Annotated in this window: 24 protein-coding genes, 1 pseudogene and 1 CRISPR repeat array; of the genes and pseudogenes, 12 read left to right on the top strand and 13 right to left on the bottom strand. The window is 45.9% G+C overall.

Features of this window, described 5'->3' with window-relative positions; translation table 11 throughout:
• Positions 1-18: 18 nt before the first annotated feature.
• The 3 genes from QUA00_RS04400 to QUA00_RS04390 all read right to left on the bottom strand — a co-directional run bounded on the left by QUA00_RS04400 (position 19) and on the right by QUA00_RS04390 (position 2,957).
• The gene (locus QUA00_RS04400) at positions 19-144 is read right to left on the bottom strand and encodes a hypothetical protein (protein WP_333145253.1); all 126 of its coding nucleotides are present in this window, start codon (positions 142-144) and stop codon (positions 19-21) included.
• 47 nt (positions 145-191) lie between these two features.
• Positions 192-1,397, bottom strand: a complete 1,206-nt coding sequence (locus QUA00_RS04395; RefSeq protein ID WP_333408814.1) for a DUF4336 domain-containing protein — start codon at positions 1,395-1,397, stop codon at positions 192-194.
• Between the two features lie 717 nt (positions 1,398-2,114).
• Positions 2,115-2,957 carry a Uma2 family endonuclease gene (locus tag QUA00_RS04390; protein WP_333408813.1) on the bottom strand — a complete coding sequence of 281 codons (843 nt, stop codon included), beginning with the start codon at positions 2,955-2,957 and terminating at the stop codon, positions 2,115-2,117.
• Between the two features lie 119 nt (positions 2,958-3,076).
• Between QUA00_RS04390 and leuB the strand changes: the two genes are divergently transcribed.
• Entirely contained in the window at positions 3,077-4,162 is a 1,086-nt protein-coding gene (gene leuB, locus QUA00_RS04385) for a 3-isopropylmalate dehydrogenase (RefSeq protein ID WP_333408811.1), read from the top strand.
• A 154-nt stretch (positions 4,163-4,316) separates the two neighbouring features.
• On the opposite strand, the gene QUA00_RS04380 is transcribed toward leuB, so the two are convergent.
• Positions 4,317-5,795: a bifunctional orotidine-5'-phosphate decarboxylase/orotate phosphoribosyltransferase gene (locus QUA00_RS04380; RefSeq protein WP_333408810.1), complete on the bottom strand. Its 1,479-nt coding sequence runs from the start codon at positions 5,793-5,795 to the stop codon at positions 4,317-4,319.
• A 255-nt stretch (positions 5,796-6,050) separates the two neighbouring features.
• Here QUA00_RS04380 and QUA00_RS36750 point away from each other — a divergent pair, with 255 nt between their 5' ends.
• From QUA00_RS36750 to QUA00_RS04370, 4 genes and pseudogenes are all read left to right on the top strand, one after another.
• The gene (locus QUA00_RS36750; protein WP_445305717.1) at positions 6,051-6,173 is read left to right on the top strand and encodes a pentapeptide repeat-containing protein; all 123 of its coding nucleotides are present in this window, start codon (positions 6,051-6,053) and stop codon (positions 6,171-6,173) included.
• 18 nt (positions 6,174-6,191) lie between these two features.
• Positions 6,192-6,299 (top strand): annotated as a pseudogene (locus QUA00_RS36745) (pentapeptide repeat-containing protein); the annotation flags it as partial.
• 47 nt (positions 6,300-6,346) lie between these two features.
• Positions 6,347-7,057 carry a DUF547 domain-containing protein gene (locus QUA00_RS04375; RefSeq protein ID WP_333408809.1) on the top strand — a complete coding sequence of 237 codons (711 nt, stop codon included), beginning with the start codon at positions 6,347-6,349 and terminating at the stop codon, positions 7,055-7,057.
• 248 nt (positions 7,058-7,305) lie between these two features.
• Positions 7,306-8,729: direct repeats of the CRISPR family, unit length 37 nt; unit sequence GTTGCAATCAACCTAAATCCCTATCAGGGATTGAAAC.
• 113 nt (positions 8,730-8,842) lie between these two features.
• On the top strand, positions 8,843-9,163 hold the full coding sequence (locus QUA00_RS04370; protein WP_333408808.1) for a hypothetical protein: 321 nt from the start codon (positions 8,843-8,845) through the stop codon (positions 9,161-9,163).
• A gap of 350 nt (positions 9,164-9,513) precedes the next feature.
• Here QUA00_RS04370 and QUA00_RS04365 read toward each other — a convergent pair whose 3' ends face one another.
• Positions 9,514-10,107 carry a Uma2 family endonuclease gene (locus QUA00_RS04365; protein WP_333408806.1) on the bottom strand — a complete coding sequence of 198 codons (594 nt, stop codon included), beginning with the start codon at positions 10,105-10,107 and terminating at the stop codon, positions 9,514-9,516.
• A gap of 191 nt (positions 10,108-10,298) precedes the next feature.
• Between QUA00_RS04365 and QUA00_RS04360 the strand changes: the two genes are divergently transcribed.
• The 3 genes from QUA00_RS04360 to QUA00_RS04350 all read left to right on the top strand — a co-directional run bounded on the left by QUA00_RS04360 (position 10,299) and on the right by QUA00_RS04350 (position 14,524).
• Positions 10,299-11,699 (top strand): DUF2157 domain-containing protein, encoded by a 1,401-nt coding sequence (locus QUA00_RS04360; RefSeq protein ID WP_333408805.1) that lies wholly within the window; start codon positions 10,299-10,301, stop codon positions 11,697-11,699.
• Between the two features lie 109 nt (positions 11,700-11,808).
• A complete protein-coding gene (locus QUA00_RS04355; protein ID WP_333408804.1) occupies positions 11,809-12,525 on the top strand; it encodes a GDYXXLXY domain-containing protein in 717 nt (238 codons plus the stop codon).
• Positions 12,526-13,378: 853 nt separating this feature from the next.
• Entirely contained in the window at positions 13,379-14,524 is a 1,146-nt protein-coding gene (locus QUA00_RS04350; protein WP_333408803.1) for a hypothetical protein, read from the top strand.
• 67 nt (positions 14,525-14,591) lie between these two features.
• On the opposite strand, the gene QUA00_RS04345 is transcribed toward QUA00_RS04350, so the two are convergent.
• Positions 14,592-14,798, bottom strand: coding sequence for a hypothetical protein (locus QUA00_RS04345; protein WP_333142530.1), 207 nt, complete (start codon positions 14,796-14,798; stop codon positions 14,592-14,594).
• 135 nt (positions 14,799-14,933) lie between these two features.
• Entirely contained in the window at positions 14,934-15,269 is a 336-nt protein-coding gene (locus QUA00_RS04340) for a class I SAM-dependent methyltransferase (RefSeq protein WP_333408802.1), read from the bottom strand.
• A gap of 620 nt (positions 15,270-15,889) precedes the next feature.
• On the opposite strand from QUA00_RS04340, the gene hemH reads away from it, so the two are divergent.
• The gene (gene hemH, locus QUA00_RS04335) at positions 15,890-17,053 is read left to right on the top strand and encodes a ferrochelatase (RefSeq protein ID WP_333142528.1); all 1,164 of its coding nucleotides are present in this window, start codon (positions 15,890-15,892) and stop codon (positions 17,051-17,053) included.
• A gap of 338 nt (positions 17,054-17,391) precedes the next feature.
• Here the strand turns inward: hemH and QUA00_RS04330 are convergent, their stop codons facing one another.
• Positions 17,392-18,003: a DUF4126 domain-containing protein gene (locus QUA00_RS04330; RefSeq protein WP_333287249.1), complete on the bottom strand. Its 612-nt coding sequence runs from the start codon at positions 18,001-18,003 to the stop codon at positions 17,392-17,394.
• Between the two features lie 426 nt (positions 18,004-18,429).
• Here QUA00_RS04330 and QUA00_RS04325 point away from each other — a divergent pair, with 426 nt between their 5' ends.
• Both QUA00_RS04325 and QUA00_RS04320 read left to right on the top strand, forming a co-directional pair.
• Positions 18,430-19,716 carry a Glu/Leu/Phe/Val dehydrogenase gene (locus QUA00_RS04325; protein WP_333287251.1) on the top strand — a complete coding sequence of 429 codons (1,287 nt, stop codon included), beginning with the start codon at positions 18,430-18,432 and terminating at the stop codon, positions 19,714-19,716.
• A 16-nt stretch (positions 19,717-19,732) separates the two neighbouring features.
• The gene (locus tag QUA00_RS04320; RefSeq protein WP_333142525.1) at positions 19,733-19,894 is read left to right on the top strand and encodes a hypothetical protein; all 162 of its coding nucleotides are present in this window, start codon (positions 19,733-19,735) and stop codon (positions 19,892-19,894) included.
• 22 nt (positions 19,895-19,916) lie between these two features.
• On the opposite strand, the gene QUA00_RS04315 is transcribed toward QUA00_RS04320, so the two are convergent.
• The 3 genes from QUA00_RS04315 to nrdJ all read right to left on the bottom strand — a co-directional run bounded on the left by QUA00_RS04315 (position 19,917) and on the right by nrdJ (position 22,860).
• A complete protein-coding gene (locus QUA00_RS04315) occupies positions 19,917-21,020 on the bottom strand; it encodes a formylglycine-generating enzyme family protein (RefSeq protein ID WP_333408801.1) in 1,104 nt (367 codons plus the stop codon).
• Between the two features lie 224 nt (positions 21,021-21,244).
• Positions 21,245-21,445 (bottom strand): helix-turn-helix transcriptional regulator, encoded by a 201-nt coding sequence (locus tag QUA00_RS04310; protein WP_333142523.1) that lies wholly within the window; start codon positions 21,443-21,445, stop codon positions 21,245-21,247.
• 350 nt (positions 21,446-21,795) lie between these two features.
• Positions 21,796-22,860: a ribonucleoside-triphosphate reductase, adenosylcobalamin-dependent gene (gene nrdJ / locus QUA00_RS04305; RefSeq protein ID WP_333408855.1), complete on the bottom strand. Its 1,065-nt coding sequence runs from the start codon at positions 22,858-22,860 to the stop codon at positions 21,796-21,798.
• A gap of 100 nt (positions 22,861-22,960) precedes the next feature.
• Between nrdJ and QUA00_RS04300 the strand changes: the two genes are divergently transcribed.
• The gene (locus QUA00_RS04300; protein WP_333408800.1) at positions 22,961-23,101 is read left to right on the top strand and encodes a hypothetical protein; all 141 of its coding nucleotides are present in this window, start codon (positions 22,961-22,963) and stop codon (positions 23,099-23,101) included.
• A gap of 12 nt (positions 23,102-23,113) precedes the next feature.
• On the opposite strand, the gene QUA00_RS04295 is transcribed toward QUA00_RS04300, so the two are convergent.
• Positions 23,114-25,540 carry an LAGLIDADG family homing endonuclease gene (locus QUA00_RS04295; RefSeq protein WP_333408799.1) on the bottom strand — a complete coding sequence of 809 codons (2,427 nt, stop codon included), beginning with the start codon at positions 25,538-25,540 and terminating at the stop codon, positions 23,114-23,116.
• 205 nt (positions 25,541-25,745) lie between these two features.
• A complete protein-coding gene (locus tag QUA00_RS04290; protein WP_333053679.1) occupies positions 25,746-26,033 on the bottom strand; it encodes a hypothetical protein in 288 nt (95 codons plus the stop codon).
• Between the last annotated feature and the right edge of the window lie 90 nt (positions 26,034-26,123).

Here is a 26,123-nt window from a genome sequence, read left to right as displayed (position 1 = left end):
AATCTTTTTGGTAGGCTTCTAGCCGGAACGGGCAAGATGCCCGTTCCACAATACTTTATTTTTTTGTGGCACAGGCATCTTGCCTGTGCTCAAACGGGCAAGATGCCCGTTCCACAATACTTTATTTTCTTGTGGCACAGGCATCTTGCCTGTGCTCAAACAGCTTATTCAGAATGGTGCAAAATTTCCGATTAAACTTTGTCTTTCGCAGGCGGAACCAAACCTGTTTTATTCAAACCCGCATCAATCTGCCTGAGCAATTTAAAATCATCTTCGGGTAAGGAATTAACAGGCGAGTGTTTTTCCAGAAACGAGAATGCTTGGCGAAATTCACGCGGCCGGGAGTCGATCGCACCATCGAAGTGACAAGGTACAATTTTTTCAAAGTCCCAACTCGCCACTTTATCCACCCAATCGAGAGTTTCCCTGGGGGCGCGGTTGAGAATCAAAGTCTGCAAAATCGGCGCGACAAACAACCGCCCTCCTCCTCGCAAAGCCTCAAAAGATCGCTCCCAATGTTTTTTCCACTTGAACGGATATAACCCGAAATAAGCTTTCCTAGAGCGTTCTGGCGCTTTGCGTGCGCTGGCAAATACCTGTGACCACGGTGGCACTTCCAGCACGCTGGGGCTAAAATACATGGCAAATAAGGCGATTCTCTGCCACCCTTTGCGCCGATTTTCGTGGGTGTCTGCCACCGTGTCCAAGGCGCTGTCTTTGGCGTGAAACAGCAGCGGGTAAGAGTCGAGTTGGACGATCGCGGGCGGATTTTCGGGAATGGAAACTATGGAATCTGTTAACATCAGCGTGCGCGATCGTCTGTGAAATAACGCAACTTCAGCAAATCTGCCCAAACCCAGATCCAGCGGGCCGAGAATTGCCCAGTCAAATTGATCGGCTAAGGGCGTGTTGCTGCTGTCAAAGGGCAGTACAGAGGTGCGTTTCGCAGGCAAACCCAGCCAACTCAGCGGCAAATTCACCGGGAAACTCCACTGCTGCGGGGCCACCAACACCTGCGCTTTGGGAAAACTCCTCGCAAAGGGGCCGACAAAAACTTTGTGCTCGATGCCCGAAACCGTTGTCAGCAGGATGTACTTCACCTCGCCGTGCTCCGCTACTAACTCCTTTACCAAGCGGATGCACTCAGGAGTCGGTGCAACGGGGGCGTAGACGAGAAGGCCTTCGGGTTCTAGTTTAATTACTGTCATCCGAATCGGGACGACAACGTAGAAAATGCCTTGTAGTTGGTCAAAAGTCCAGATTGTGTCCTTGACTATTTCCTTGCGGATGGTGCGCCGCTTGCTGTAGGGATAGAGGGGGACAACTGGCCAAAATGCCCAAGAATAGTCCCGAGAATCAATCTGTGCTGATGTTGGTATGCCTTCGCCCTCTGCCACTGGTGCGACTCCTTGCCGATTTTTTTGTACGTGCGTGCGATCGAACTATTTTTATCTTATTTCACTCCTGTTGCGCGGATTCGAGGAGTTGAAAAGGCGTTATGGGCTATCGGGCTTTTGGAATACTCAAGCAAGAATTATGGATGGAGGCTAGAAACCCGGTTTCTACGAGTTTCGGGACCAGCCACGAGAAATAGAAGGAAGAAACCGGGTTTCACCAGGCTTGGGTGCGAGAACTATTAACTCAATCGGCGTAAGTCCCACGCTATAACGGTACTCCGTTTAGCGCGGGGATATAAGCCGAGCAAGGTCTGTGAAAAAGATCGACAATTCCCGGATTTTCTAACAGAAACGTGTAAGATATAAGTGGTTGCGACCCACCCACTCGACTGCAAACAATAGGTCACAGTAGCAGTAATATGCTTACCAAGGATAACTGCGAGAGAAAGGGGGAAAGAACAGACCGCTGGTTGGTAAGGTAACGCCCTGCTGTAAAAAATAAGCCATGTTTGTTGCACGAAGAAAAATTTTGCCTTGGGAAACAGGGCTTCTGCGTGGGTTCCCTACGAAGGGATAAAGGCTGCAAAGCCAGAGATGCTGTGTAAGACTCGGATCGTCTTCAGTGACGAATACTCGGTAACGGGTATTCCCAACAGAGCAATGGCAAATGAGACACGAAGCCCGAACTATAACGGTACTCCGTTTAGTTTGGGTATTTCACACCAACTGTTCAGGATCGATGCCTAACTCCCGCAACCGCGCCGCTAGTCTTTCCTCTCGCTGTTGAGATTCTGTCAGTTGCTGTTGAGATTCTGTCAGTTGCTGTTGAGATTCTAGAACTTGCTGTTGAGCTTCTATCAGTTGCCGTTCCGCCGCCGTCGCCCTTTCACCCGGACTCAAAATCAACCCTCCTTGGGCCGTAAACCACCGCAACCACAACCGATTCATACTCTTATAAGTGCCTTGCCACCAACCTAAACTCAACTGCAACTCAGGAATAAATAACCGCCCATCAATTAATTCGGCCGGTTCATAGTGGCCTCCTACAAGATGAAAAGCTCGCAATTCATCCGTGTAGCGACTGAACACAAAATAGTAAGGAATCCGCAAAATTTGTTCATAAACTTGCCACTTAGTCGGCGCTTCCCCAGCTTGCTGAACAGTCCGCCCTAAATCTTCATCTTCAGTTCCCGGCGATAGCAATTCCACCACCACAAACGGATTTACCCGTTCTTGCCAAACTACATAACTCAAACGCATATCGCGCCCTTGATAAAGCCTTGGCACACCCACCGCAGCAAACCAATCCGGCCGTTTATGCCAGCGCGGTTGTGTTGCATCGTAATACAAATTTAGGTCGCTGGCTGTAAAGACTTGTTCGGCATCCCATCCCGGCGGCAAAAACGTGAATTCCAAGAGTTGCGGCTGATCTAAATGAAATGTATCTGGCAAACCGGGCTCCTTTGGGTCTTCGCTGGGTAAATCATACATTGTTGGCAAACTCTGCCGGGGGTCTAAAGGCGGTTCAGCTTGAGCAGGCGGGTAAGTCGGGAATGTCATAATGAATTCTGAGGTTGCTTATCCTGATATGATTATAACCTTGTGAGAATGTCTTGCATTTCCAAAGAATTCCCATTAACTCTCAATCTCAAATCTCAAATCAAAACTCCAAAATCGATATGACTCAAAACTACCGCATCACTCTTTTACCAGGAGACGGCATCGGCCCTGAAATTATCGCTGTGGCGGTAGATGTCCTGAAACTTGTCGGTCAACAATTGGACATCGGCTTTGAATTTCAAGAAGCTTTAATGGGCGGCGCTGCTATTGATGCAACAGGCAATCCGCTGCCAGAAGAAACACTCTTAAAATGCCGCAACTGCGATGCAGTATTGTTGGCAGCTATTGGCGGTTACAAGTGGGATAATTTGCCCCGCGAACAGCGCCCAGAAACGGGATTATTAGGACTGCGCGCCGGATTGGGATTGTTTGCAAATTTGCGGCCGGCGACTATTTTACCGCAATTGGTTGATGCTTCTAGTTTGAAACGGGAAGTTGTCGAAGGCGTGGATATTATGGTAATCCGCGAACTCACAGGCGGCATTTATTTCGGCAAACCGAAAGGTATTTTTGAGACAGAAACAGGGGAAAAACGCGGTGTCAATACGATGGCTTACACTGAGTCGGAAATTGACAGAATCGGGCGAGTCGCTTTTGAGACTGCCAGGAAGCGGGGAAAAAGGCTGTGTTCCGTTGATAAAGCGAATGTTTTGGATGTTTCGCAACTGTGGCGCGATCGTATTATTGCCCTTTCTTCCGAATACCCTGATGTCGAACTTTCTCACCTCTACGTTGACAACGCAGCCATGCAGTTAATTCGCTGGCCGAAACAGTTCGATACAATTGTCACGGGCAATTTATTCGGCGACATTCTTTCCGATGCGGCGGCGATGCTAACTGGTAGTATTGGAATGCTGCCTTCTGCTAGTTTGGGAGCAAGCGGGCCGGGAGTTTTTGAACCCGTGCACGGTTCCGCACCAGACATCGCGGGACAAGATAAAGCCAATCCCATCGCGCAAGTTTTGAGTGCGGCAATGATGCTGCGCTACGCCTTAAATCAGCCGGAAGCTGCTAATAAAATTGAGCAAGCAGTTGTCGAAGTTTTGGATCGAGGTTATCGCACTGGTGATATCATGTCAGAAGGCATGAAACTCGTCGGCTGTCGGGCAATGGGCGATGCTTTAATTGAAGTTTTGCAAGGTTGATTTGTTTACCTTTACTCGTTCCCAGGCTCTGCCTGGTAACGCCTTTCAGGAGGCTCTGCCTCCATTAAAACAAGGCAAACGAGACAGAATTTTGGAGGCAGAGCCTCCGGATCTTAATTACCAGGCAGAGCCTGGTAACTAGAAATTTTATAATTTAATGTTCCGGTTTCAAAAGATTGAATTGCTCGGTATCAATGCGATTTGCTCGATACAAAACTTCAGCTATCTCCGAAAGCGCTAACACAGAATGGGCGCGATAACCGTTGGCCTGCATCTTATCTTTGACTCCCTGTTCGTGGTCGATTAATACCACGATATCTTCCACATTCAAGCCAGCCGATTTTAACTTAGCCGCGCCTTCCATTACGCTTTTGCCACTAATCAAAATATCATCGACTACGACAATCGTTTCTCCTGCCTGAAAATGCCCCTCAATCAATTTGCCTGCACCGTAAGTTTTCACCTCCTTGCGCGGGAAAATCATCGGGCGTTCCATCCGCAATGCTAAACCCGTTGCTGTGGGTAAAGAACCGTAGGGAATTCCCGCAATGCGATCGAATTTTAAATCCTTGAGAATGTCTGCATAAGCGCTGACAATTTGATGGAAAATCTGGGGAATTGAGATAATTTTCCGCAAGTCGATGTAATATGGAAATACGGCTCCCGATGCTTGTACGTGGTCGCCAAAAACTACGCAGCCGATGTCATAAAGTTGCAAGATTAAATCGCGGTGAGGTTCCGGTTGCAAAAAGCAAACATCCGGCAGCCACAGTTCGCAAGTGGGACTACCTTCGATCGCCCGCAGCCTCTGTTTATTAATACTATCCCGCAATTTCTCAATTTCTCGGCGCGGCTCTTTCCCCGCTAATAAACTTGGGGGGACTGGCAGCAGCAAATCTTCACCATTCTTGCTTAAACCGGCCGCCAGCAGTTGTGCGAGGTCGTTTTCTTCTGTGAGGTCATTTTCTTCGGCGATGTCTCCTTCGACTAAAATTAGGCGTTCAGGAGCCTCTTTGCGGATGCGGGCTAACATATCCGGCATTATTCCTACTTCTAAACCGAGTTTTTCGGGAGTTCCCCAAGTTTGAGAGAGTCGGACTAATTGCAAGTACAAAGGATTTTCTGGCGTGGGGTATTCTTGCACAGCCGCCGCTGACGGGTTGGCGGTGGCACAGAGGACAAAAACAGTTTTTCCAGCGTATAACAAAAATGGCGCTACTTGGTCGAATCCGGGATAGGGACTTAAAGTAATAGCGTCAACTCGCCAGTCTTGAAATACAATTTTGGCAAACACTGTGCTGGTATTTAAATCGCAGTGTTTGGCATCTAAAATTACTGGCAGGTGAGGGGGAATAATTGTTAAAATTTCTTGCAGCAATGCCCAACCGGGAATACCGAGAGATTGGTAAAAACCGAGGGTGATTTTGCAGGCACAGATTAAATCGGCTGTTTGGTCGATCGCACTTTTCAGCTTTGACAACAAATCAGTTACAAAAGTTTGAGTCTCTTCCCCAGTCATGGAAACCAGGGCGGGCAAGGTTTCCGGGTCGGGGTCGAGGGCTAAATAAAGCAAACTTTGATTGCTTTCAACAGCCGCTAACAGTTTATCGAAAAAGTTGGTTCGATCGCTCATAGTGTGTTATGGAGGTAAGTGGAATTTAAAAAATTGCAGGTCAAAGTGGGATTGGTGTTGTGCCGGAAGAAACCGATCCCCATTGAAATTGAAATTAAGAATCTTTTAAAATTGTAGAAGGTAAAGAGCAGGAAATCTGTAACTTTGAGAGCAGTTTCATCGGGAATGATTTTCGGGTTGGCTACACCAGTGATTGCACCTAACCCGCAGCAAGTCAATTAGTTGCGGTAAACTAACCAGTGTCCGGGCGGCGATTTGATCCACATTCCCCTGCGGTACGCGAGTTTAGCAAATGCGAATTTGCAAGGGGCAGATTTGAGAGAAGCAAATTTTAGGGAAGCTAATTTATCGGGGGCAAATTTGAGCGGGGCTTCTTAGCGGCCAGCTAATTTACAAGGCGCTAATTTTACTCAAGCTAATTTAATCCAGAGTCCGTTTAACGGGTCGAATCTAAAAAATGCTACCGTTGCAGGTGTTATTTGGGTTGAGGGTAGTATTAAATAGAAGCAGAAGTTAAAGCAATGCCCGCCTTATCATATGGATAGTAATAAATGATCGCTACGATCGACTTTACGACTTGGGACGAGTTGCTGCAACGCTACGTTGACGATTTCGGCCGCGTCAATTATCGGGGCTGGAAAGCTGAAGGGGCCGATGTTTTGAGGGGGTGGCTGGAAAGTTTGGCGGATGTGGATTTGGCGGATGGTACTGATGCGGATGCGCGGCTGGCGTTGTGGCTGAATGCGTACAATGCGATCGCAATTTCTCAAGTTCTGGAAGTATATCCGATCGCGTCCATCCGTCCGAAAGTTTTGGGAATTCCCAACTGGCTGAGTTTTTTGGATTTTTTCACTCGTTCAAATACGATTATTGGCGGCAAAAAGTACAGTCTCAATCAAATCGAACACGCAATTTTGCGGCCGGAATTTGCGGAACCGCGCATCCATTTTGCATTAGTTTGCGCTTCTGTCGGGTGCCCGCTGCTGCGCCGGGGGGCTTATTTCCCGGAGTCGGTACGGACTCAACTAGAAGCGGATGCCAGCCGTTTTATTCACAATCCTGATAAGGTGCGATATGATGCCGAGAAAAAGACGCTTTATTTGAGCAAGATTTTTAAGTGGTACGGCGAGGATTTTGTAAAGGCGGCGGGTTCGGTGGCTGAGTATGTGGGCGGTTATTTGGGGCCGGAGGCTGCTGTGGGTGATGGATGGGCGATCGTTTTTTTGCCCTATGACTGGAATTTGAATCGGGTTGATGGATAAAATTTGCGCCTATGGGTAGGTGTTTTTTTGAGGGGGTAATTTTTTTCGGCTGTATCAGTTGCGTAGTATGGGTTTAAGGCACTTTATGAAAAATCCGACGCCAATGCTGTATTGCTTGCAGTGAAAGGTTTTGAGGCTTGTTGAAAATTTTGCCTCTTGACAGGTCGGTATTGAGATGGTACTTTTAATATGTACAGACGTAAACGAACCTTGAAAACTAAATACAGTAAAAGTTTCAGAAACCCACTGTTGCAATCAACCTAAATCCCTATCAGGGATTGAAACCCGGCGAATATATTCAAAGCATCCATTAGTGCAGGTTGCAATCAACCTAAATCCCTATCAGGGATTGAAACAGAGGCAAACGTAACACCACAAGATCCTTACACACTAGAGTTGCAATCAACCTAAATCCCTATCAGGGATTGAAACACGTACCCACATTTTATCGCTAATGCTTTACGGGTAAGTTGCAATCAACCTAAATCCCTATCAGGGATTGAAACAACACGGCTTGCGCGGCGTTTCTAACCCGATCGCCCAAGTTGCAATCAACCTAAATCCCTATCAGGGATTGAAACAATGTCCCTGGAACCTCGGTGTTAGTCGCACCAGTTCGTTGCAATCAACCTAAATCCCTATCAGGGATTGAAACCTTGCCATTTACTAACTAGATTAAATCGATATACAGTTGCAATCAACCTAAATCCCTATCAGGGATTGAAACCACTCACGATATCGTGGGCGGGTTTCAGGATTTGTTGCAATCAACCTAAATCCCTATCAGGGATTGAAACAAGCTTGTTGACGAGTATCGTAGTAAAAAATAGTTGTTGCAATCAACCTAAATCCCTATCAGGGATTGAAACATCATCTCTCAAAGAAGTATCAGGTACAAAAAAATCGAAGTTGCAATCAACCTAAATCCCTATCAGGGATTGAAACGCCAACAATTACGGGTATCATCCGGGACAAATAGCGTTGCAATCAACCTAAATCCCTATCAGGGATTGAAACACTTGATTGAAATTCCAAATCTCAAGTTCGTGGAGTTGCAATCAACCTAAATCCCTATCAGGGATTGAAACTAATGGCGCAAAACCATCATGCAGAAAATTTCGATAGTTGCAATCAACCTAAATCCCTATCAGGGATTGAAACTCGATAAACTACAGTTCCTCTATCAGTGAAGCCGTTGCAATCAACCTAAATCCCTATCAGGGATTGAAACCCACTTCTGAAACACGAATATTAGCTTTTGCCAGTCCCTTGTTGCAATCAACCTAAATCCCTATCAGGGATTGAAACCAAGTAAGCGTATTCGGAAACACTAAAGCGCTCGTTGCAATCAACCTAAATCCCTATCAGGGATTGAAACTCATAGCCATCATATTTGGGGAATCTAAATACATCAAGTTGCAATCAACCTAAATCCCTATCAGGGATTGAAACAAGTAGCATTGAAACCATTAAGCCACTATTTTTGTTGCAATCAACCTAAATCCCTATCAGGGATTGAAACCGCAATTTGAGCAACGTTGAGAAAGCTAGGAAAAGTAAGTTGCAATCAACCTAAATCCCTATCAGGGATTGAAACCACACAAAGTTTGCAGTCAAAACACCATTAACGATCTCGTGGCAATCAACCTAAATCCCTATCAGGGATTGAAACTTATGGTGTGGGGTGTTGATGTAAAGGGCGGGTTTAAGGGTGTATGCTGTTAATATCTATTTGTTTACCCCAACAAAAACAAAAATATGAAAAAGATAGTTTTCATCGTTGTAATGCTGGCTATAACCCTATTTGTTGTAGTTAGTCCGGTTAATGCTGAGGGATTGAAGAAGGTAGTATCCTCGAAAGTTGCTTATGGATGTGTCCATAAGGATTACTATCAGTCTCTAGGTGAGACTCTTGTAAATGGTGATACGCAGGCTTTTGTTAAGGGACTTCTAACAGCTTATAAATCGGGTGAATGTTTAAGCCTACAACAAGGGACTGTAGTTTTTGTGACTGATACTGCAATATGGGCTGGGTTGAGTCGGGTTCGCCCGGAAGGTAGTATGGAGGAATATTGGACAGCTCACGAAAATGCAGTGAGTCAATAGTTTTTTAAAACTTAATTTCTTCTAGCAGGGTTTACAGGACTTAGGCGGGGAAATAGAAGTTTCCCCGCCTAGATTTATTTAGCAAAGTAAGGTTGGTGATATTCTCACGTCACTATCTAAAAATTGTGTAACTGTTAGAGCGAAACTTACAGGTTGCAATCAACCTAAATCCCTATCAGGGATTGAAACAGATTTAAGGATATCTAACTCTTGTTTTGCGTCTTCAAGTTGCAATCAACCTAAATCCCTATCAGGGATTGAAACATAGCCTTAATCAGGTTGAGGGTGGAGATTTTCACTAATCGGTAGGTGGTTAGATGAATGCTAACCAATTAGCTATTGATACGCCCTTAAACCTCTCCACTCAAAATCTGTTGAACCGTCAAACTTAGCTGTGGAAACATCGGAGATACGATCGCCTCTCCATCCCGAAATACCCCAACCTCAACATATTGCCCCTCCTCAAGCCGCAAAACCGTCACCACTTCTTCTATTGGATCGATAACCCAATACTCTGCGATGCCCCGCGCTGCGTACTGAGCTCGTTTGCGCTCGTAATCCCGATCCCTGCCCACTCTACCCGGACTGACTACCTCCACAACAAACCGAGGAGGCAGCATATCGAAGGTGATAGTTAGCCTGATTGCTGTCAGCGGAATGTGTTCAGGTTCCAGAATTATCAAATCGGGGTAGCGGTTGGCCGCATCTCCCGATCGCAAAACGGCAACTTGAACCTCGCAATTATGCGTTTTAATCAGCCTGAGTGGCACTAGCCCGCTGCTAGCAAGATAGAAAAATAGATAGTTAGCAATGAAATTATTAGGTTCAGATTCTGGTGGCAAAGCTATTAACTCCCCATCAATTAACTCATAGCGTTGACCCGTATCATTTGAGTAATTAAGGTACTCGTCAAAAGTTAATTTTTTAGATTGAGCTTGTACCATAATATTACATTCCTTGATTTATTCGTTTCTTTCTGCTGGGAGTTTGTTTATGTAGAAACGGTTTGAACAGCCGAAGGATATCAATCAAATCTGCTGTGCAAGTTCAGCAGGTGTCCCAGCCTCCATCGACAATCGACCCACAAGTGACATATTAAAAACTATCACAGTTCAAATCCTCTGGAATATTAAAAATGATTTCAGATAAATTTCGGCGCGAGTTGCGAGAACAAGCCAAACTCTGGCAAGCAGAAGGACTCATCGACACTTCATTCTACCAACAACTTTCGGAACGCTACCAATTCAACACACTCGAAACCGCCTCCCGCAACCGATTCCTCAGCATTCTGATGAGTCTCGGCGGCATTCTCCTCGGTATAGGAGTCATCACCTTTGTAGCCGCAAACTGGCAAGTTTGGTCGCGCGAAGTGAGAGTGGCACTGCTGCTAAGTCTTTTCGTAGCAGTCAATGCAGCAGGTTTCTATCTGTGGCGAATTCCCCCATCCCGAAGCAAAAACTCCCATCCCAATATGCCCGCAACAAAAGGGCGAAACAAACTCCTAGGTGAAGGATTGTTGCTGTTAGGAGCTCTGATTTTAGGAGCAAATATGGCATTGATGGCGCAAATGTTCCACATTGGCGGTTCTTCCTACGGACTTTACCTCACTTGGGGAATCGGCGTGCTCGGAATGGCTTACAGTTTGCGGTTGACTTCCTTGGGCGTTTTGTCCGCACTTTTAATCGGTTTAGGCTATTGGCTTGCCGTGTTAGATTGGTCTTCCAAAGTCGAGTTTTCTTGGCTGGAAGTTTTGGTGCGGCAAATGCCGATCGCAGCCAGTATAATGTTTGTGCCGCTGGCTTATTGGTGTCGATCGCGTGCTATTTTTGCCATAGGTGCGATCGCGATAATTTTTTCCCTACAAGTTTCTATAGTCCAAGGGTTAAATCCAACCTGGGCTGCTGCAATTTTTTGTGCCCTACCGCCCGCTTTGCTGTGGGGATACGACGATGCAATCTGGCCGAAGGTACGCAGCAAGCTGTTTCAACCTACCGCCCGCAGTTTAGCACTGCTGTTTCTCGCCAGTTTATTTTATTTTCTTTCTTTCCACTGGTTGTGGCAAGATTCGTCGAATCCTGCGCCAACTAAGCCGGATTGGGTTTTGCTGGCAAATGTGGCTGTTTTGGGCGGTTTCACGGTGTTTGAGTGGCTGCGTTTGGGACGTTTGGAACTCCGGCGGCCGAAACAAAATGGTGTGGATTTGACCACAAGTGCGATCGGCATTTTAATCCTCGCCAGCGCCTTAATACCGCTTTTTCACCTCAGTTTTACCCCCATTCCTCAATTAGCAACTTTTCTGTTCAATGTTTTATTATTTTTGCTCGCTGTCGGCTTAATCCGAGAAGGTTTAGCTTTAGGAAACCGCCGGAATTTTTGGGGAGGCATGGTATTAATCACCCTGCAAATTATCAGCCGAGTGTTTGAATATAACACAGAATTGTTGCTCAAATCTTTTGTATTTGTTTTGTGCGGAATTGGCGTAATTGCTGCGGGTTTGTGGTTCGAGCGCCACTTCGCAAAAATCCCCGATGAATAGGAGCATTCTACTATAGTGCGATCGTCCCCCTTGCACTGCACTCGGAAGATGATTATGCCGATTCAAAGCTCAACGATATTATTCTGCGAACCAATTCCCAATTCCCAATATGAACACCGAAAATCCTGATTTAACACATCCAAGTTCCGAAATAGCAGATACCAGCCCTAATCCCCCATCATTCACCCTTCCCCCCGCTGCCAAACGCCTTCCTGCGTGGCGGCTGTGGGTTCCTTTGCTGCTGCAAATCGGACTAATTGCCGCCGTACCCGCCACCGCCGTTTACACTTTTATTACTGGCAAAACAGTTGTCCTGCAAACAGCACCAGTAGATCCTTACGACTTTTTGCGCGGATATTACCAAGTTTTGAGCTATGATATTTCCGATCGCACAAATCTCCAAAAACTCCCCGGCTGGAAAGATTTACCTGCGGAAAAAATATATTGTACCTCCGGGGTTGTTTGTCCACAAAATACGCAGAGTGTCAAGGCAAAAACGAGTTTTTATGTAATCTTAGAAGCGCCAAAAGCGGCGACTAATCCCGGCCGCCCCCAAGCTTGGAAACCCGTCCGCATTAGTCTGGAAAATCCCGCCAATTTGCCCGCCAATCAAATCGCAATTAAGGGCAAATATGACGGTTTCCAGATGGAATACGGCTTAGAAACTTATTATATGCCAGAGGGTGAAAGGGAAAAAGTCAATCAGGAGATTAGCGAAGCTCAAAGGAACCAGCGACAATCTTTTTTGGTAGAAGTAAAGGTTGACAAAACAGGCCATGCTGTGCCTGTGAGTTTGTGGGTGCGCGATCGCAATTATCGATTTTAGCCAATAAGGGCAAAAGGTCGATCGGTCTTTTGCCCTGGTTTTGAGTATTTTAGCTTAGGGAGGGGGCGGAGGTTGGGCGATACCCTACCGCAACGGGCCAGCAGGCGCGATCGGGATAGCTTCGCTCGCGCGGACATTTCAATTGCCGACAACCCAGGAGAATCTATTAAGATATTTGACACTCCCCAGCCTAAAGGCGTGGGGATTCTTAATTCATCGACTAACCTTTAAGCGCCATGTCCTCCCGGCAATTCTTAAACTTTTCAACCGTAGGAAATACTACCAATTGACGAGCTTAACTCACAACACCCTCTTTGGGTCTGTCTCCAAAAGCGTACTAGGATACTGAGCCTAGAGTTCGGATATGCCCTACCCTACCTAACAAATGAAAAAGTTCTTTGTTTTCTGGTAACGAGGATGTATTAATCCCCTAGCTGTTTTAAGAGTTTTCGCCGCTCTGTGTCCCCAGTTTGTGCCTAAAAGTGTGTCTTAACTGTTTCACGAGGGCAAAGGAGTTTAACCTTGACTTTTGCAGTATACTACAAAAAACCAGCAATTCCCTGATTTTTTAGAACAATAGTCCGGACAGTTTTTATAGGGCCCAATGGCTTATGCTCTAAGACTTTGAGCCACTATGGATAATTAAATCAATGTCAGATCCACGCCGGACTTACATTTAATTCGACTTTTTTATGATCCTTGCCCCGCGTAAGCTTGTAGTATCGTTCCAAAAACTGTCCGGAGTATTGTTAGAATAGATTTAAGAAATTAAAGCCGTTCTAGAAGAACGGGGTTTTAAACCCAACTTTCCGATAAGACTTGTGCAAATCTTGCCAGTTCAAGGGCGCAAGTCATGACTCTACTGGAGCTTCTCATGTTAGCCGAGCTAATCTCAGCCAGACGAATACTCAAGACCAAACTCCTCGACTTCTTAGGACTTCCCGAAAATTGCCCAGATCAAACAGATCATCTCGTCAACCGAATTGTATCCCTGCTGGAAGCAAATCCCGCCGAACAAGAAAGATTTTGGGAGACCTTCAAAAGTGAATTAGCCGTCGATCCTGCTGAATTAGAAGCAATGCTCAAGTGTTCGCCAGCAGAACGCCAGCAGTGGATTGAACAAGACAAACTCCCTATTTTAGAATACCGCTCTTTCCGCAAATCAGGAATCCATCTAGAATATCCCGTTCACGACAGAAGATTCATCTTAAGTCTAACGCCAACCGATATTAATAATTGGCGCAAAGAACCCAAAGGGCTCATTAAAAATAATCACCAAATACCCACCCCAATCAATACAGAAAAGCCTGAAGAAAACGAACAATCACGACTAGCTTTTAGTTCAGCTTGGGAAAAAATCATTGCCGACTGGAAAGAACAAGGTTCGGCGGAAATTTCAGCAACCTTCCAGCTAGCTTACTGGACAGTTTGGGCATCGCGCTGGGCAAAAGAAAATCAGCTCAACAGCTTTAAAGCCATTAATAAATATAAGGAAGTCTACGAAACTCACCAGCAGGAATGGTATCAGCGAAAAAATCAAGCAGTCAAGTTACTGATTGAAATGCCCTACGCCATGCTTTACTTCTACCGTCCGGCGGATTCTGACAAATTATATCTCGAACTGTGCGACGACCACCAGGAAATGATGAAAGATGGCTACTTTTGGGATAAGTGGGATTTTTTCTATCAGAACCGCAAACTTGTAAATAAGTGCCGCGAATGCGTGTACTCCGACATCAAAGATTATTACTCGCTTTACTATCTCGAAATCAAAAGCGACAAGTTTCCCGATTTTAGTTTTTCTTTCCACACGCCGTACCCAATCGGCAGAAAATTTTTGCCGCATCCAGAAACGCTGCCTTATGTAGACCACGTAGAACAGGACGGCATTTTTCGCTTTGGTCGCCCGCTGCTGGAACAAGAGAAAGCTATTCACACCGAAAAGGATGTATTGCTCAAGTTTGAGGCAGCTTTGGCAGAAGCGAAAAAGTTTGTTTAGTCATTAGTCATTAGTCATTAGTCATTAGTCATTAGTTGACAAGTATAGTAAGATGCGCGCGCCGACCTCAGAAACCGGGTTTCTCCCGATATTTATCGTCACTCAACCCAAAATTCGTAGAAACCCGGTTTCTTCCCCGCGCACTAATGACAACTGTCAACTGACAACTGTCAACTGACTTTTGAACTTGGATTACTTGAATGCTGCCGTCAGCATAAAGTTTTGGTTGTGGAGTTCCTTCGGAATTGTACGATCGCCATTCTACCTCTGCCAACAAACTCCCCAGTCAGTTTCGAGCGACTTTCAAGCAGTTTCAGTCTCCAATAACAACAAAAATACAGCCAACCCTGCCCAAAAAACCAGATTGGTGGGTAGATGAAAATCTACCAAAATGAATAGACCACCGGGCTTAAGCACGCGGTATAATTCGTGAAATATTTTTGGCAATTGGGCCGATCACATTTCTTGCATAGCAACCCTGCTGTGTACTCGTGTCAAACTGACAGTCGGGAAAAGGCATCGACTCAGCAAAAGCCTCTACATAATTGGCTGATAGTACATTTTTCCTGGCCAGTTCCAGCAATCGCTGCGAAGCGTCAAGTCCTGTGACATCCGGGAAATATTGCACCAGAAATTGCTTAGTTTGACCGCTACCGCAGCAACCGTCTAAAACTTGAGTTTCGGCGCTGACGGTGAAATTTTCCCAGGCTAGTTGACCGAAACGAGGATGGCCGCCTACGCTCAAAGCAGCCAGAGGTGCGATCGCAATCCTAGAGACACTGATACCGATAACTTAAATCTCTAAAAATTGTTGCCACAGTCAAAATTATGTATACCTTGCTATCGACTTAAGATATTATCAAAAAACTGGGTTTAAAACCCCGTCCTTATAGGACGGCTTTCTATTGGATAAACGTGAAATGTTTGACAAAACAATCCTAAGTCAGGTTAGAATTAAGTTGCCAAGGTGAAACTCCTTTGCCATCGTGAAACAGTTAAGACACACTTTCAGGCATAAATTTAGGGGCAAAGAGCAGCGAAAACTCGCTATACAGCTAGGGATTTAAAAATAACATCCCAATATCCAGAGAACGAAACACTTTGTTGACGGTTCAAGTAAGGCGGGGCACGCCTGAACTCTAGGTTCGTATCCTAGTACGCTTGGGGAGATAGACCCTCTGGGATTCACTAAGTTAAGCTCGTCAATTGGTGGTAGACCACGGTTGAAAGGTTTAAGCATTGCCGTAAGGATAGTGAATAGTAAGGTCAGTCATTGATCCAAGAATCCTCGCGCCTGATAGTCGAGGAGTGTCATATGATAAAGATAAGTAACAGAACTGAGACGATGGGAGAGCTGTAACCGCTATGGGTCGTGTGGGAGTATTGCTATTAAACTTGGGCGGGCCAGATCAAATCGAGGATGTCCGTCCTTTCCTGTTCAACTTGTTTGCTGACCCGGAAATCATTCGCATTCCGTTTCCGTGGATGCAAAAACCGCTCGCCTGGTTAATTTCGACCCTGCGCTTTCAAAAATCCCAGGAAAACTACCGCCAAATCGGTGGCGGCTCTCCTTTGCGGCGAATTACCGAGGAACAAGCCCTAGCCCTGCAAGAACTCTTGCAAGAAAAGGGACAAGATGCTCGAGTATACGTGGGGATGCGCTACTGGCATCCTTTTACCGAAGAAGCGATCGCCAAAATTAAGCGAGATCGCATTGAACATTTGACAATATTGCCGCTGTATCCTCAATTTTCCATCAGCACCAGCGGTTCTAGCTTCCGGCAGTTAGAAGAAATGTGGGGCAAAGATCCTGCCCTCAAGGATATACAATATACCGCGATTCCTTCTTGGTATCAGCGGCCTGGTTACATTCAGGCAATGTCGGAATTGATAGCCCAACAACTAGACCACAATCCGAATCCCGATCGAGTTCACATCTTTTTCAGCGCCCACGGCGTCCCCCTCAGCTACGTAGAAGAGGCTGGAGACCCCTATCAGCGCGAGATTGAAGATTGCACTCGTCTGATTATGGAACATTTAGATCGATCGAACGAACACACTCTAGCTTATCAAAGTCGGGTTGGCCCGGTGGAATGGCTCAAGCCTTACACCGAAGACGCCATTACCGAATTGGCAGAAAATGGAGTCCAAGATTTGTTGGTAGTTCCGATTAGTTTTGTTTCCGAACACATCGAGACTCTACAAGAAATTGACATGGAGTATCGAGAATTAGCCGAAGAATCGGGGATTGAAAATTTCTACCGAGTGCCCGCCCTGAATACTCATCCGGTGTTTATTGAAGCCTTGGCTGATTTAGTCATCGAGTCGATCGAATCTCCCAGCGTTAAATTCTCTGATGTGATACGCCCTTCCAAAAAAGTGAAAATGTACCCTCAAGAGCAGTGGGAGTGGGGCTTGACCACGGGGGCGGAAGTCTGGAACGGTCGTGTGGCGATGATTGGTTTTGTGGCACTATTGCTAGAGTTAATTACGGGTCAGGGCCCGCTACACTCGATCGGATTGCTTTAAACTCAAATGTTGCACCATTCTCAATAAGCTTTTTATGAACAGGCAAGATGCCTGTTCCACAAAGAGTGAATTTTATTGTGGAACAGGCATCTTGCCTGTTAAGCGAGAATGGTACAAGATATCAGTTTAAATTGACAGTTGACTGTTGACAGTTGACTGTTGACTGTTCACTGTTGTTAAAAATGACTAATGATATAAAATCCGTTGGTATCGGAATTATTCATCTCTCTCTTCTCTTCCTCTGCGCCCTCTGCGCCCTCTGCGGTTAAATCATTCCGAAACAACCGTAAGCGATATGACTAATCACCAATAACTAATCACCAATAACTAATCACTAACTAATCAGGATCGCGCTTGCTGCGGCGGGGATTTCGCCGATCGCCCGGTATTCCCTGACTTCGGTACCATCGATACCACTCTTTAGAACTGCGAATTGCCAGCCACAGCAGGATCATAGCCACTAATCCTCCCTGCCGCGGGGCGTCAAAGGCAAACAAAACCAAGGAAATGCACAGAACATCTTGGAGGAAAATCACCCAAATCGGCAAACCCTGCAGCCGGTAAAACCATCCTGCTTGTACCAGTTGCAGCACTAAAGCCAACAAACCTCCGACAATACCAATTATCCAAAGCATCCAAGGGTGAGCAATAATTTCCTCGATCGAACTTACCTGAGCGATCGTAATTCCCATAATTGCTCCTACAATGGGGCTGAAAATAATTTGCACAATTTGCAGTACCCGCTGTCCCACAAAGGTTTTAGAAGCAAATAACTCTAACAGCGACCAACTCACCAAGATGGTGATAGCCACTTGGGGGGGAACCCCCGACAATAGAGGTATTTCCGACCAAAGTTTGTCAATCCGCAACAAACCAATTAACAGCAGGGGCAGGGCAATTCTCATACCCCCTGCCGCAGACGCAGATAGGGCGGCTAGGAGTCCAACCATAATAATAATTCAGTTTCTAACGTCAGCTAAAGCCTCGATCTATTTCAGAATTTAATTCCCCTGATGGCTGGCAGTGATTTGAGCGATCGAACTCAAATTGCGGCTTGAGCTTAAATATCACCCTCTATTCTAAGTGTATCTGCTTAATCGCTGCTTGGCACTGCTCGAAAAGTCGATCGACACAAGGCAGTTTGTGAACAGTTGACCGTTGACAGTTGACAGAATTCAACCTGGATTGTGATTAAATTAAAATGTATAGGAAAACCAGTAGCTCAGCCGAGATACTTAAAATTAAGATGTCAGCTATTCTTCCTTCTTCCCTCTGACTTCAAAATCTGACGGACACTAAATAATTAATCCGTGTATCCGTGTCAAAATCCGTGTCGTGCTTTCCTTATTCCCTCGAACCTCTTCCTTAGTCTTATTATGTCTGAATCATTATTTGCCGATGCCAGCCGCCGATTAGAACGAGCCTTAAAATATGTGTCCCTTTCCGAGGATACGATCGAACGGCTGAAACACCCCAAATCCAGTTTAATTGTATCGATACCCGTGCGGATGGACGACGGTTCCCTGCGAATTTTCCAAGGTTATCGGGTGCGCTACGACAATACCAGAGGCCCGTCTAAAGGAGGAGTGCGCTATCATCCGGGAGTCTCCCTTGATGAAGTGCAATCCTTAGCATTTTGGATGACTTTTAAATGTGCAGTTTTGAACTTGCCCTTTGGAGGAGCCAAGGGCGGAATTACTCTCAATCCCAAGGAATTGTCCAAACTGGAATTGGAACGGTTGAGCCGGGGCTATGTCGATGCGATCGCAGATTTCATCGGCCCCGATGTCGATATTCCCGCGCCGGATGTTTACACCAACCCCATGATTATGGGTTGGATGATGGATCAATACAATATTATTAAGCGGCAGCTTTCTCCAGCGGTTGTGACTGGTAAACCAGTGACAATCGGCGGCAGTTTGGGCAGAGATACGGCCACAGCAATGGGTGCGTTTTTTGTAGTACAAACTATTCTACCCAAATTTGAGCTAAATCCTCAAGATACGACTGTAGCAGTACAAGGTTTTGGTAATGCCGGTGCAGAAATAGCAGAACTGCTCTGGGAAGCAGGTTACAAAGTTGTTGCGGTCAGCGATTCCCAGGGGGGAATTTATGCTAAACAAGGGCTCGATATCCCCAGTATTAGAGGTTTTAAAGACTCTAACAAAGGTATCAAAGCTCTTTACTGCGAAGGTTCAGTTTGCAATATTATAGAACACGAAATCTTGACAAATGAACAGCTTTTAGCATTAGATGTAGACGTGCTGGTTCCAGCAGCTTTGGAGAATCAAATAACGGAAGCCAATGTTAATGATGTTAAGGCTAAGTTTATTTTTGAAGTAGCTAACGGGCCGATTGATTCGGCTGCTGATTTGATTTTAGAAGCGAGGGGAATTCAAGTAATCCCTGATATTTTAGTCAATGCGGGAGGCGTAACGGTTAGTTATTTTGAGTGGGTGCAAAATCGCAGCGGGCTTTATTGGACGCTGGAGGAAGTCAATCAGCGGTTGAAGCATAAAATGGTCGAGGAGACTGAGGCAATTTGGAAAAAATCTCAGGAATTGTCAGTTTCCATGAGAACTGCGGCTTACGTGTACGGGTTAAATCGACTCGGAGAAGCGATGAATGCGAAGGGAACGCGGGATTATTATGTGAACGGTTGAGAAAAGTGCGGTAAGATTGTGCGATCGTACAATCTTACCGCACTTATTCGATAAGAGTGCAGTCTACCAACCAACTTGGCAAAACTTGGCTTTGAATTGGGGAATTTTAGGATTGCACGCAGCAGTTTATTTAAGCGTAACTTTGCTGCTGCAAAAGAGAAAAGATATTATTAAATAAGTAGGTCATCTAGCTACGGAGATTACGCGAAAACCAGAGCCACGCGAAAACCTATGAGCTGGAAGCGATGGCCCACACAAACCCTGACACGATAGGCACTGCGGCAAGTAAGCGCAGTATCGAACCAGGAACCGCCACGCAGGACTCGAACATCCCTTCTGCCAGTTTCCCAGGAACTTCCGTCAGTTGGTGCACCGTTCCAGTCTTCGTGCCACGTATCGCTGCACCACTCCAAAACATTGCCGTGCATATCGCACAGTCCAAAAGCATTGGGGGGAAAACTCCCGACATCGGTTGTTTGTTCACGGGAAAGTCCTGTGGGGGCGTTTGCGTAGCGCCCGTATCCCTTATAGTTGACTAATTCCGGGGTAATGGTTTCCCCAAAATGAAATGGGGTTGTTGTACCCGCACGACAGGCGTATTCCCATTCTGCTTCACTCAATAGGCGATATTTTTTCCCGGTTTGTAGCGAGAGTTTGCCACAGAATTCTACGGCATCATCCCACGATACATTTTCTACAGGACGTTTTTCACCTTGGAAACGGGATGGGTGGTTTCCCATCACTGCTTGCCACTGTGCTTGGGTGATGGGGTATTTGCCTGCATAAAAAGTGGGTACTGTGACTTGATGCTGGTGACTTTGCTGATAATTTACTCCCTCTTCGTCGTTGGGGCAACCCATCATAAATGTGCCGCCGGAAATGTAAACCATTTCTAGTACAATTGAGTTACCTAAGTCTTCAGGAAAAAAGTGAGCAAATGACTTAGTGCGGCTATTTTCTCTCCCATACGAATCTACTGTGATGACATCAAATTCAAATGTGGGGAGATAGTCTTGGAACTGCGGTTTTATCTTTAAGTCATCCCTATCTTTCAGCAGTGCATAGGCAGCTAATTTTAGCTGCATTGAGTTATCCCGCAATGCTTGAATTCTTATCAAATCTAACCCAGCTTCTCCATATTTCAGCGCTTCAGAGAGTGCGGCGATTCTAACTTCGACAGCGGGCGAAGCTAAGCGGCTTTTAACGCCTGGGATGCCTCCGAGTACCGCAGCATTGACAGGAATTGAACTTTGGCCGCCGAGGACGGCATCGTATTCTCTAGGTTCCTTTTGATGGTTTGACATTGAACCTTAGCCTCTGCCTTTGAATTCAGCACAACTTTACTCTACGATAACCAAATGCGGCTTAAATATCCCCCTCATTTCTTAGTCCGCGCAGGTGGACTTCGTTTGACAAGACGCGGTTTCAACCGCCGAATAATCAACGGATATAGATACCGTAGGGTGCGTCGCTGTCTATAATCTGCGGTTCGCCTTGAAAATCTCGTAGCGACGCACCATACAAATATTTAATTTACCAAATCGTCTAAGGACAGCTTCAGGAGGTCGCACAATGCTTTCGTCTGTTCGAGATAGAGTTTTGGAATATGTCTGCCCGCTTCCCAATTTTTCACAGTGGTTACAGTCACGCCCAATTCATCAGCAACTTGCTGCTGTGTCAAAGACAGCGATTGGCGTCGCTGTTTGAGTTTTTCCCCCACACTACTCATTCACTGCACCGATTTCAGAATTCCTATGGTTAAGGAGACAAATTAATTATGCCTGATACGGAACGACTTGATCGTTGGGTGGGGGCGGGTTTACGAGATTATTGATTTTAGGCAATTATGGTTGGTGAACCCGCCCCTACGATTTTTGTTAACTTGAAATTATACTAAATCCGGGTAACATACCCCCTTTATTGTATGGTAGGGTGCGTCGCTCGATAATACTTGCCATTCGCGAGAATTGTCGGTGGCGACGCACCCTACGCCTGAGAGATGATAAAAGGGTTTTCACGCCCCGGATTGGGTATTAAACATAAAAAAATCCCCCAAACGGGGGATTTCTTTCAACGCTATTACATAGTCTTAGTCTCCGGCATCAAACACTTATCGGAATCGCAGCCCGCCGGCCCCGAATCCATCATTTCACCTAAGTCATAGCGACTTAGTGCCGCATGAAAAACATCTATTTGGCGACGCGCTAAAGTCTCTTCCACCATCTTGGTGTAAGTTTCCTTGCTTATCGGTTCAAAGGGTAGACGCGGGAAAGTTTCAAGAGCATCAAACCGAGCTAAAAGCGCTGCGGAAATGTAGCCTTCATCATCGCGAATCGCTTCATAAATCCGAGTGCCCAAACTTTCAACTTCATTTTCGCGCAGTTCAATCGTGGCCGAAGTGTTATGTCTGACATAGAACTTTTGCACTTGCATATAAAAGTCCATTTGTGCCGCCGCTGAGAATTTGTTAATGTCAATTTCATCAGCACCGGGTAAATCAGCCCAACTTACCGCAACAGGTATTTCTACCAGCCATTCTGTGCAGCGTTCATCGAAGGGATTGTTCAGCAAATTGCCGTTTTCATCTTTGTCAGATTGAGACGGAATCACGTTGTATCCGTAGTCGATGCAGGCGAGGGCTACGGGGTCGTTTTTGCCGAAAGTGATTCGGCGAATGAAACGCTGGGCTTTCGGCGGATGCCAGCCGGGGGAAGCACCTGTCAGCAGAGATTTAGTACCCGATGGTTGAACGGTTGTGCAGCGATTTGGGCGTTTTAAGGAATGGCGATCGCAATAATCCCATACTACCCGATCGACAATCTCGCGCCAACCACTCAAATACTCTTCTTCCCGCTGTTTAAAAGCAATTCCTTGGGGAGTTTGCGGGCGGCCTTCCACCCACCAGCGCAGCCACTCAACGCCAAAAGCATGAACGAAGAAATCGAACAATCCCGTGAAAGATACGCCGACAATCGGGTCTAGTTCGCGGCTGTATTGATAGCGGGGTTCAAGAAATTTGTGATTAAGAAGTACCGCGACAGATAGAGCCGCCGCCTTGAAAGCTTCCTCCTGTTCTTTGAAGTTGTAAGGGTCAATTTGATTGAGGTGAACCTCCGAAAGGTTGCAATGAAAATTAGAGCCGATGATTTCCAGTTTTGTTACCCTAAAGGCTTTTTATCCTCTAGTTCTACAGATTCCATCTTACCTGTAGCTCGGCGTACTTTTTCATTTACTATAGTTGTAAATGCCCCGCACTCTTGCCAGGATTATATTCTTCAAAAAAGAAGGTTCACCCGGTACGCTCTACGGTGGCAAAGGATTTTTAATTCCTTTACTTACCTCGGAATTAACATCTCAGTTTTCTCCGATTTTGCGAGGTTTTTAACGTGAGGCAAAATTACTTACCACACGGGTTTAAGCCCACACGGACTAACCGATGCTCTAACTCGCCAGCGGTCATATTAGGATGGCGTTCCTGCAACCACTCTTGAGCTTTTCCTTCGTCGTAAGCTTTCAAAAACTCACTTCTAAGACTCGGTGTTGAAAGTAAATCAACGTTAGATCGAGCTACAGCTTCGCCGGCCCATTGAATCGCACCTTCGCCACTGTAATACTGTTTGCGGACAGCATCAATACATTCTTCTAGTGTAGGTTTGGTATGGAAAACTCGCGTATGGTTGGCCATCCGAAGGGCATCGCGTTCTGGATCTATTCTCCAGTTGCCGCTTTCATCTTGTTGCCACAAATTATTTTTAGCATTTGCCCCCAGTTCGTCATCAAAAGAAAACTGACGCATTCCCGCACTGTTATGCACCAACAACCCATCAGCAATAAATTCATGATCTCCTTCGACTTCAATATCGAAAGTTTCAGCTTCACCGGCTGGTGCTACAAACAGAACTTCTAAGGGCAACCAGTGAGGATTTACCGCATCCTCTGCCATTAAAGCATCCCAATTTGCATCTCTATGTCCTCGTCCCGTTGGATGAGCAATTAACCGAGAGGCATGAGATTTTACAAAAGGTTTCCAACCTGCGGCAGAGGCTTGTTGAATTAACTGATAAGGTAATGATAATCCATTCTTTTTACCTTGACGGATAGTAAAGCCATCACGTACTGCAAATTGATTGACCAAACCCACAGCTACAGCTTGAGATTGCAAGCCTTGAATGTGAATAGCATGACAGGCATCATACACCTTATCCCGACCTTTGAGCACTCTAGGTTTGCGTTCTTGAAAAGTTGTAGCTATTCCGAGAGAAAGTGCTAGTTTTTGAACCTCTAGTAAAAATTCTAACTTGTTAGAGTTGACCAAAACATTTCTGGAAGGAGTGCCATCTGCATCGCTCAATCCCGCGATAAAAGCAGCTCGAATTTCCCGATTTCCTTGCCAGACCAACTCTGGAATTATCGGACATTGCCAAGGTTGCTTGTACTGTCCGAGAGTTTCCGCAAATTCTTTGCGATAAACATTGATATTGGCATGATTACCTTGAATATTCAAGGTTGGAGAGTACCCAAGATTGCTGAGAATTCTGAGAATCTTCTCTCCTAAGATTCCCTGCAAACGCTGGGTTGAAATGGCAAAGCTAACGACTCCACCACCACCATTTCGTCTTTTAGTAGATTCTAAATCGGCGTGACCGTCGCCAATAAAAAACCCGATAAGCCATGCCCAATCTGTTGTAGAGTTAGGCAGTCCTTTCGAGTGAGGGACGGATATTAGCCGATCGCCCTTTTGCAATTCGCCTGCATATTTCCAAGTATAAGATCGCAGTCCGTCATAGACAGCAACGCGATGATTTGCAGTACACCGAATTGAAGTTGCTGGGGTGCGAATTTCTACAACATCCTGATTGCCTTGGATAAATTTATTAACAACCGGACGATATTCACCAGATGAAGTTAACACCAACTCCCCAATCTGAATATCTTGGATTGGCTTCATGCCTGAAATGGCTGAAACTCTTGCTCCGTAAGCAATACATCGACGAATGTTGCCGGCGACGATCGTGACCGCAGCTTCATCAATCAACACGCAGCATTCAACTGAATTTAACTGCCGCCCTAAAGCTTTATTCAAAATAGCGGCGCAGCGCTGATAAAGGTCGGGCAATTTCACCGGATTTGCTACTCCGCCAAAACCTTTTAAAGGTTCTCCCACCGGGCGAACATCGCTCAAATCGATGAAAACTTGAACTTCTCCTGCAAATCTTTCATCTGTGGATAATTCCAGCAAAGTTTGATAGGAGTTTACCCAACCTTGGCGAGAATCTCCGACATAAATAGTGGCGGTTTTTTCTGCTATTTTTACTTCTGTTTCTTGACGGCGCGACTGGGCGGGTGTAGAGCCGATTTCGCCTTGCATGGTTAGGGTTAAACGGTTGCGAATCGGCGGAAGTTGGTTGATATATTGTGGTTCCAAGACTGCGCCGGTGCCGCAGCCCATCATTGCCAAATCCATTAACAAACCAAAGGAACGCCAGTCGAGAATATTTGTTGAGGAGCAATTATATGCGCCGGAAAAATTCTCTGGTTGCTCGATCCATTTGCTGCCGCCTACCCACAGCCAGCGGCCTGAAGCGAGGGTTTTGAGCTGGTTTTGCATCCGGTGCAGCAGTTGTGTTTCTTCGGGGGTGAGGTTTCCCAGCTTTTGCAGCCCCTTGACTGTTCGATCGCACACTTCGGCCCAAGTCTCCCTTCCCGTCTCGGTACGGCGGCTGTAAGTCCTGAAAAATACTGGATTGGCTGCGGGTGCTGTTTCGGGGAAATCGGACAGGTTGCGTTTGTCGCTGGCACTCGATCGCTCTAATTCTCGAACCATAGGTTGTGTACTGACGTGTCGGAATATATCAAACTACGAATATACAACAGGATTCAGATTTAGGGTAAAAGGTTAATATATTTGACAATTTGCACTAGATATGGGGCACAGAACTGTACAAGCTCGATCGACCGATCGCCCCAAAACTTGACGAAAAAACCCGATTTCTTCCAGAAACCGGGTGAAGCGCAAATCTTGTCAATTGTCAATTATTTGTCAATAAAAACTCAATATTGGGTAACAGCGGGTCTTGAACAACCCCCACACCGTTAAAGCCCCAACGTTCGAGTAGCTTTTTTACCTGAGAACCGGAAATCGATTCTACTCCGAATCGATCGGCAACATCAGCAGCGTGGGCGTTGAGATAACTCAAAGCGTCATAGTCTTCGCGAAACATCAGCAGGTAACTCACTGCCGCATCTGGATTGGGATTCGCGGACAGATATTTGCCGTCACTGCGGGAACGTAGCAAGTAAAAAACTTGAGATAACATCTTATCTTGGTTGTCAAAATAATATGTTACCTCAAATTGGGAATTGGGAATTGCCCAAACGATTTTAGACTGACAATTTCCGATTGTAGA

The organism is Microcoleus sp. T2B6, assembly GCF_036700475.1.
In the GTDB taxonomy this organism is placed as follows: Bacteria; Cyanobacteriota; Cyanobacteriia; order Cyanobacteriales; family Microcoleaceae; genus Microcoleus.
Note: the sequence above shows the minus strand (reverse complement) of the source record. Positions and strands in the feature narration are given on the sequence as shown.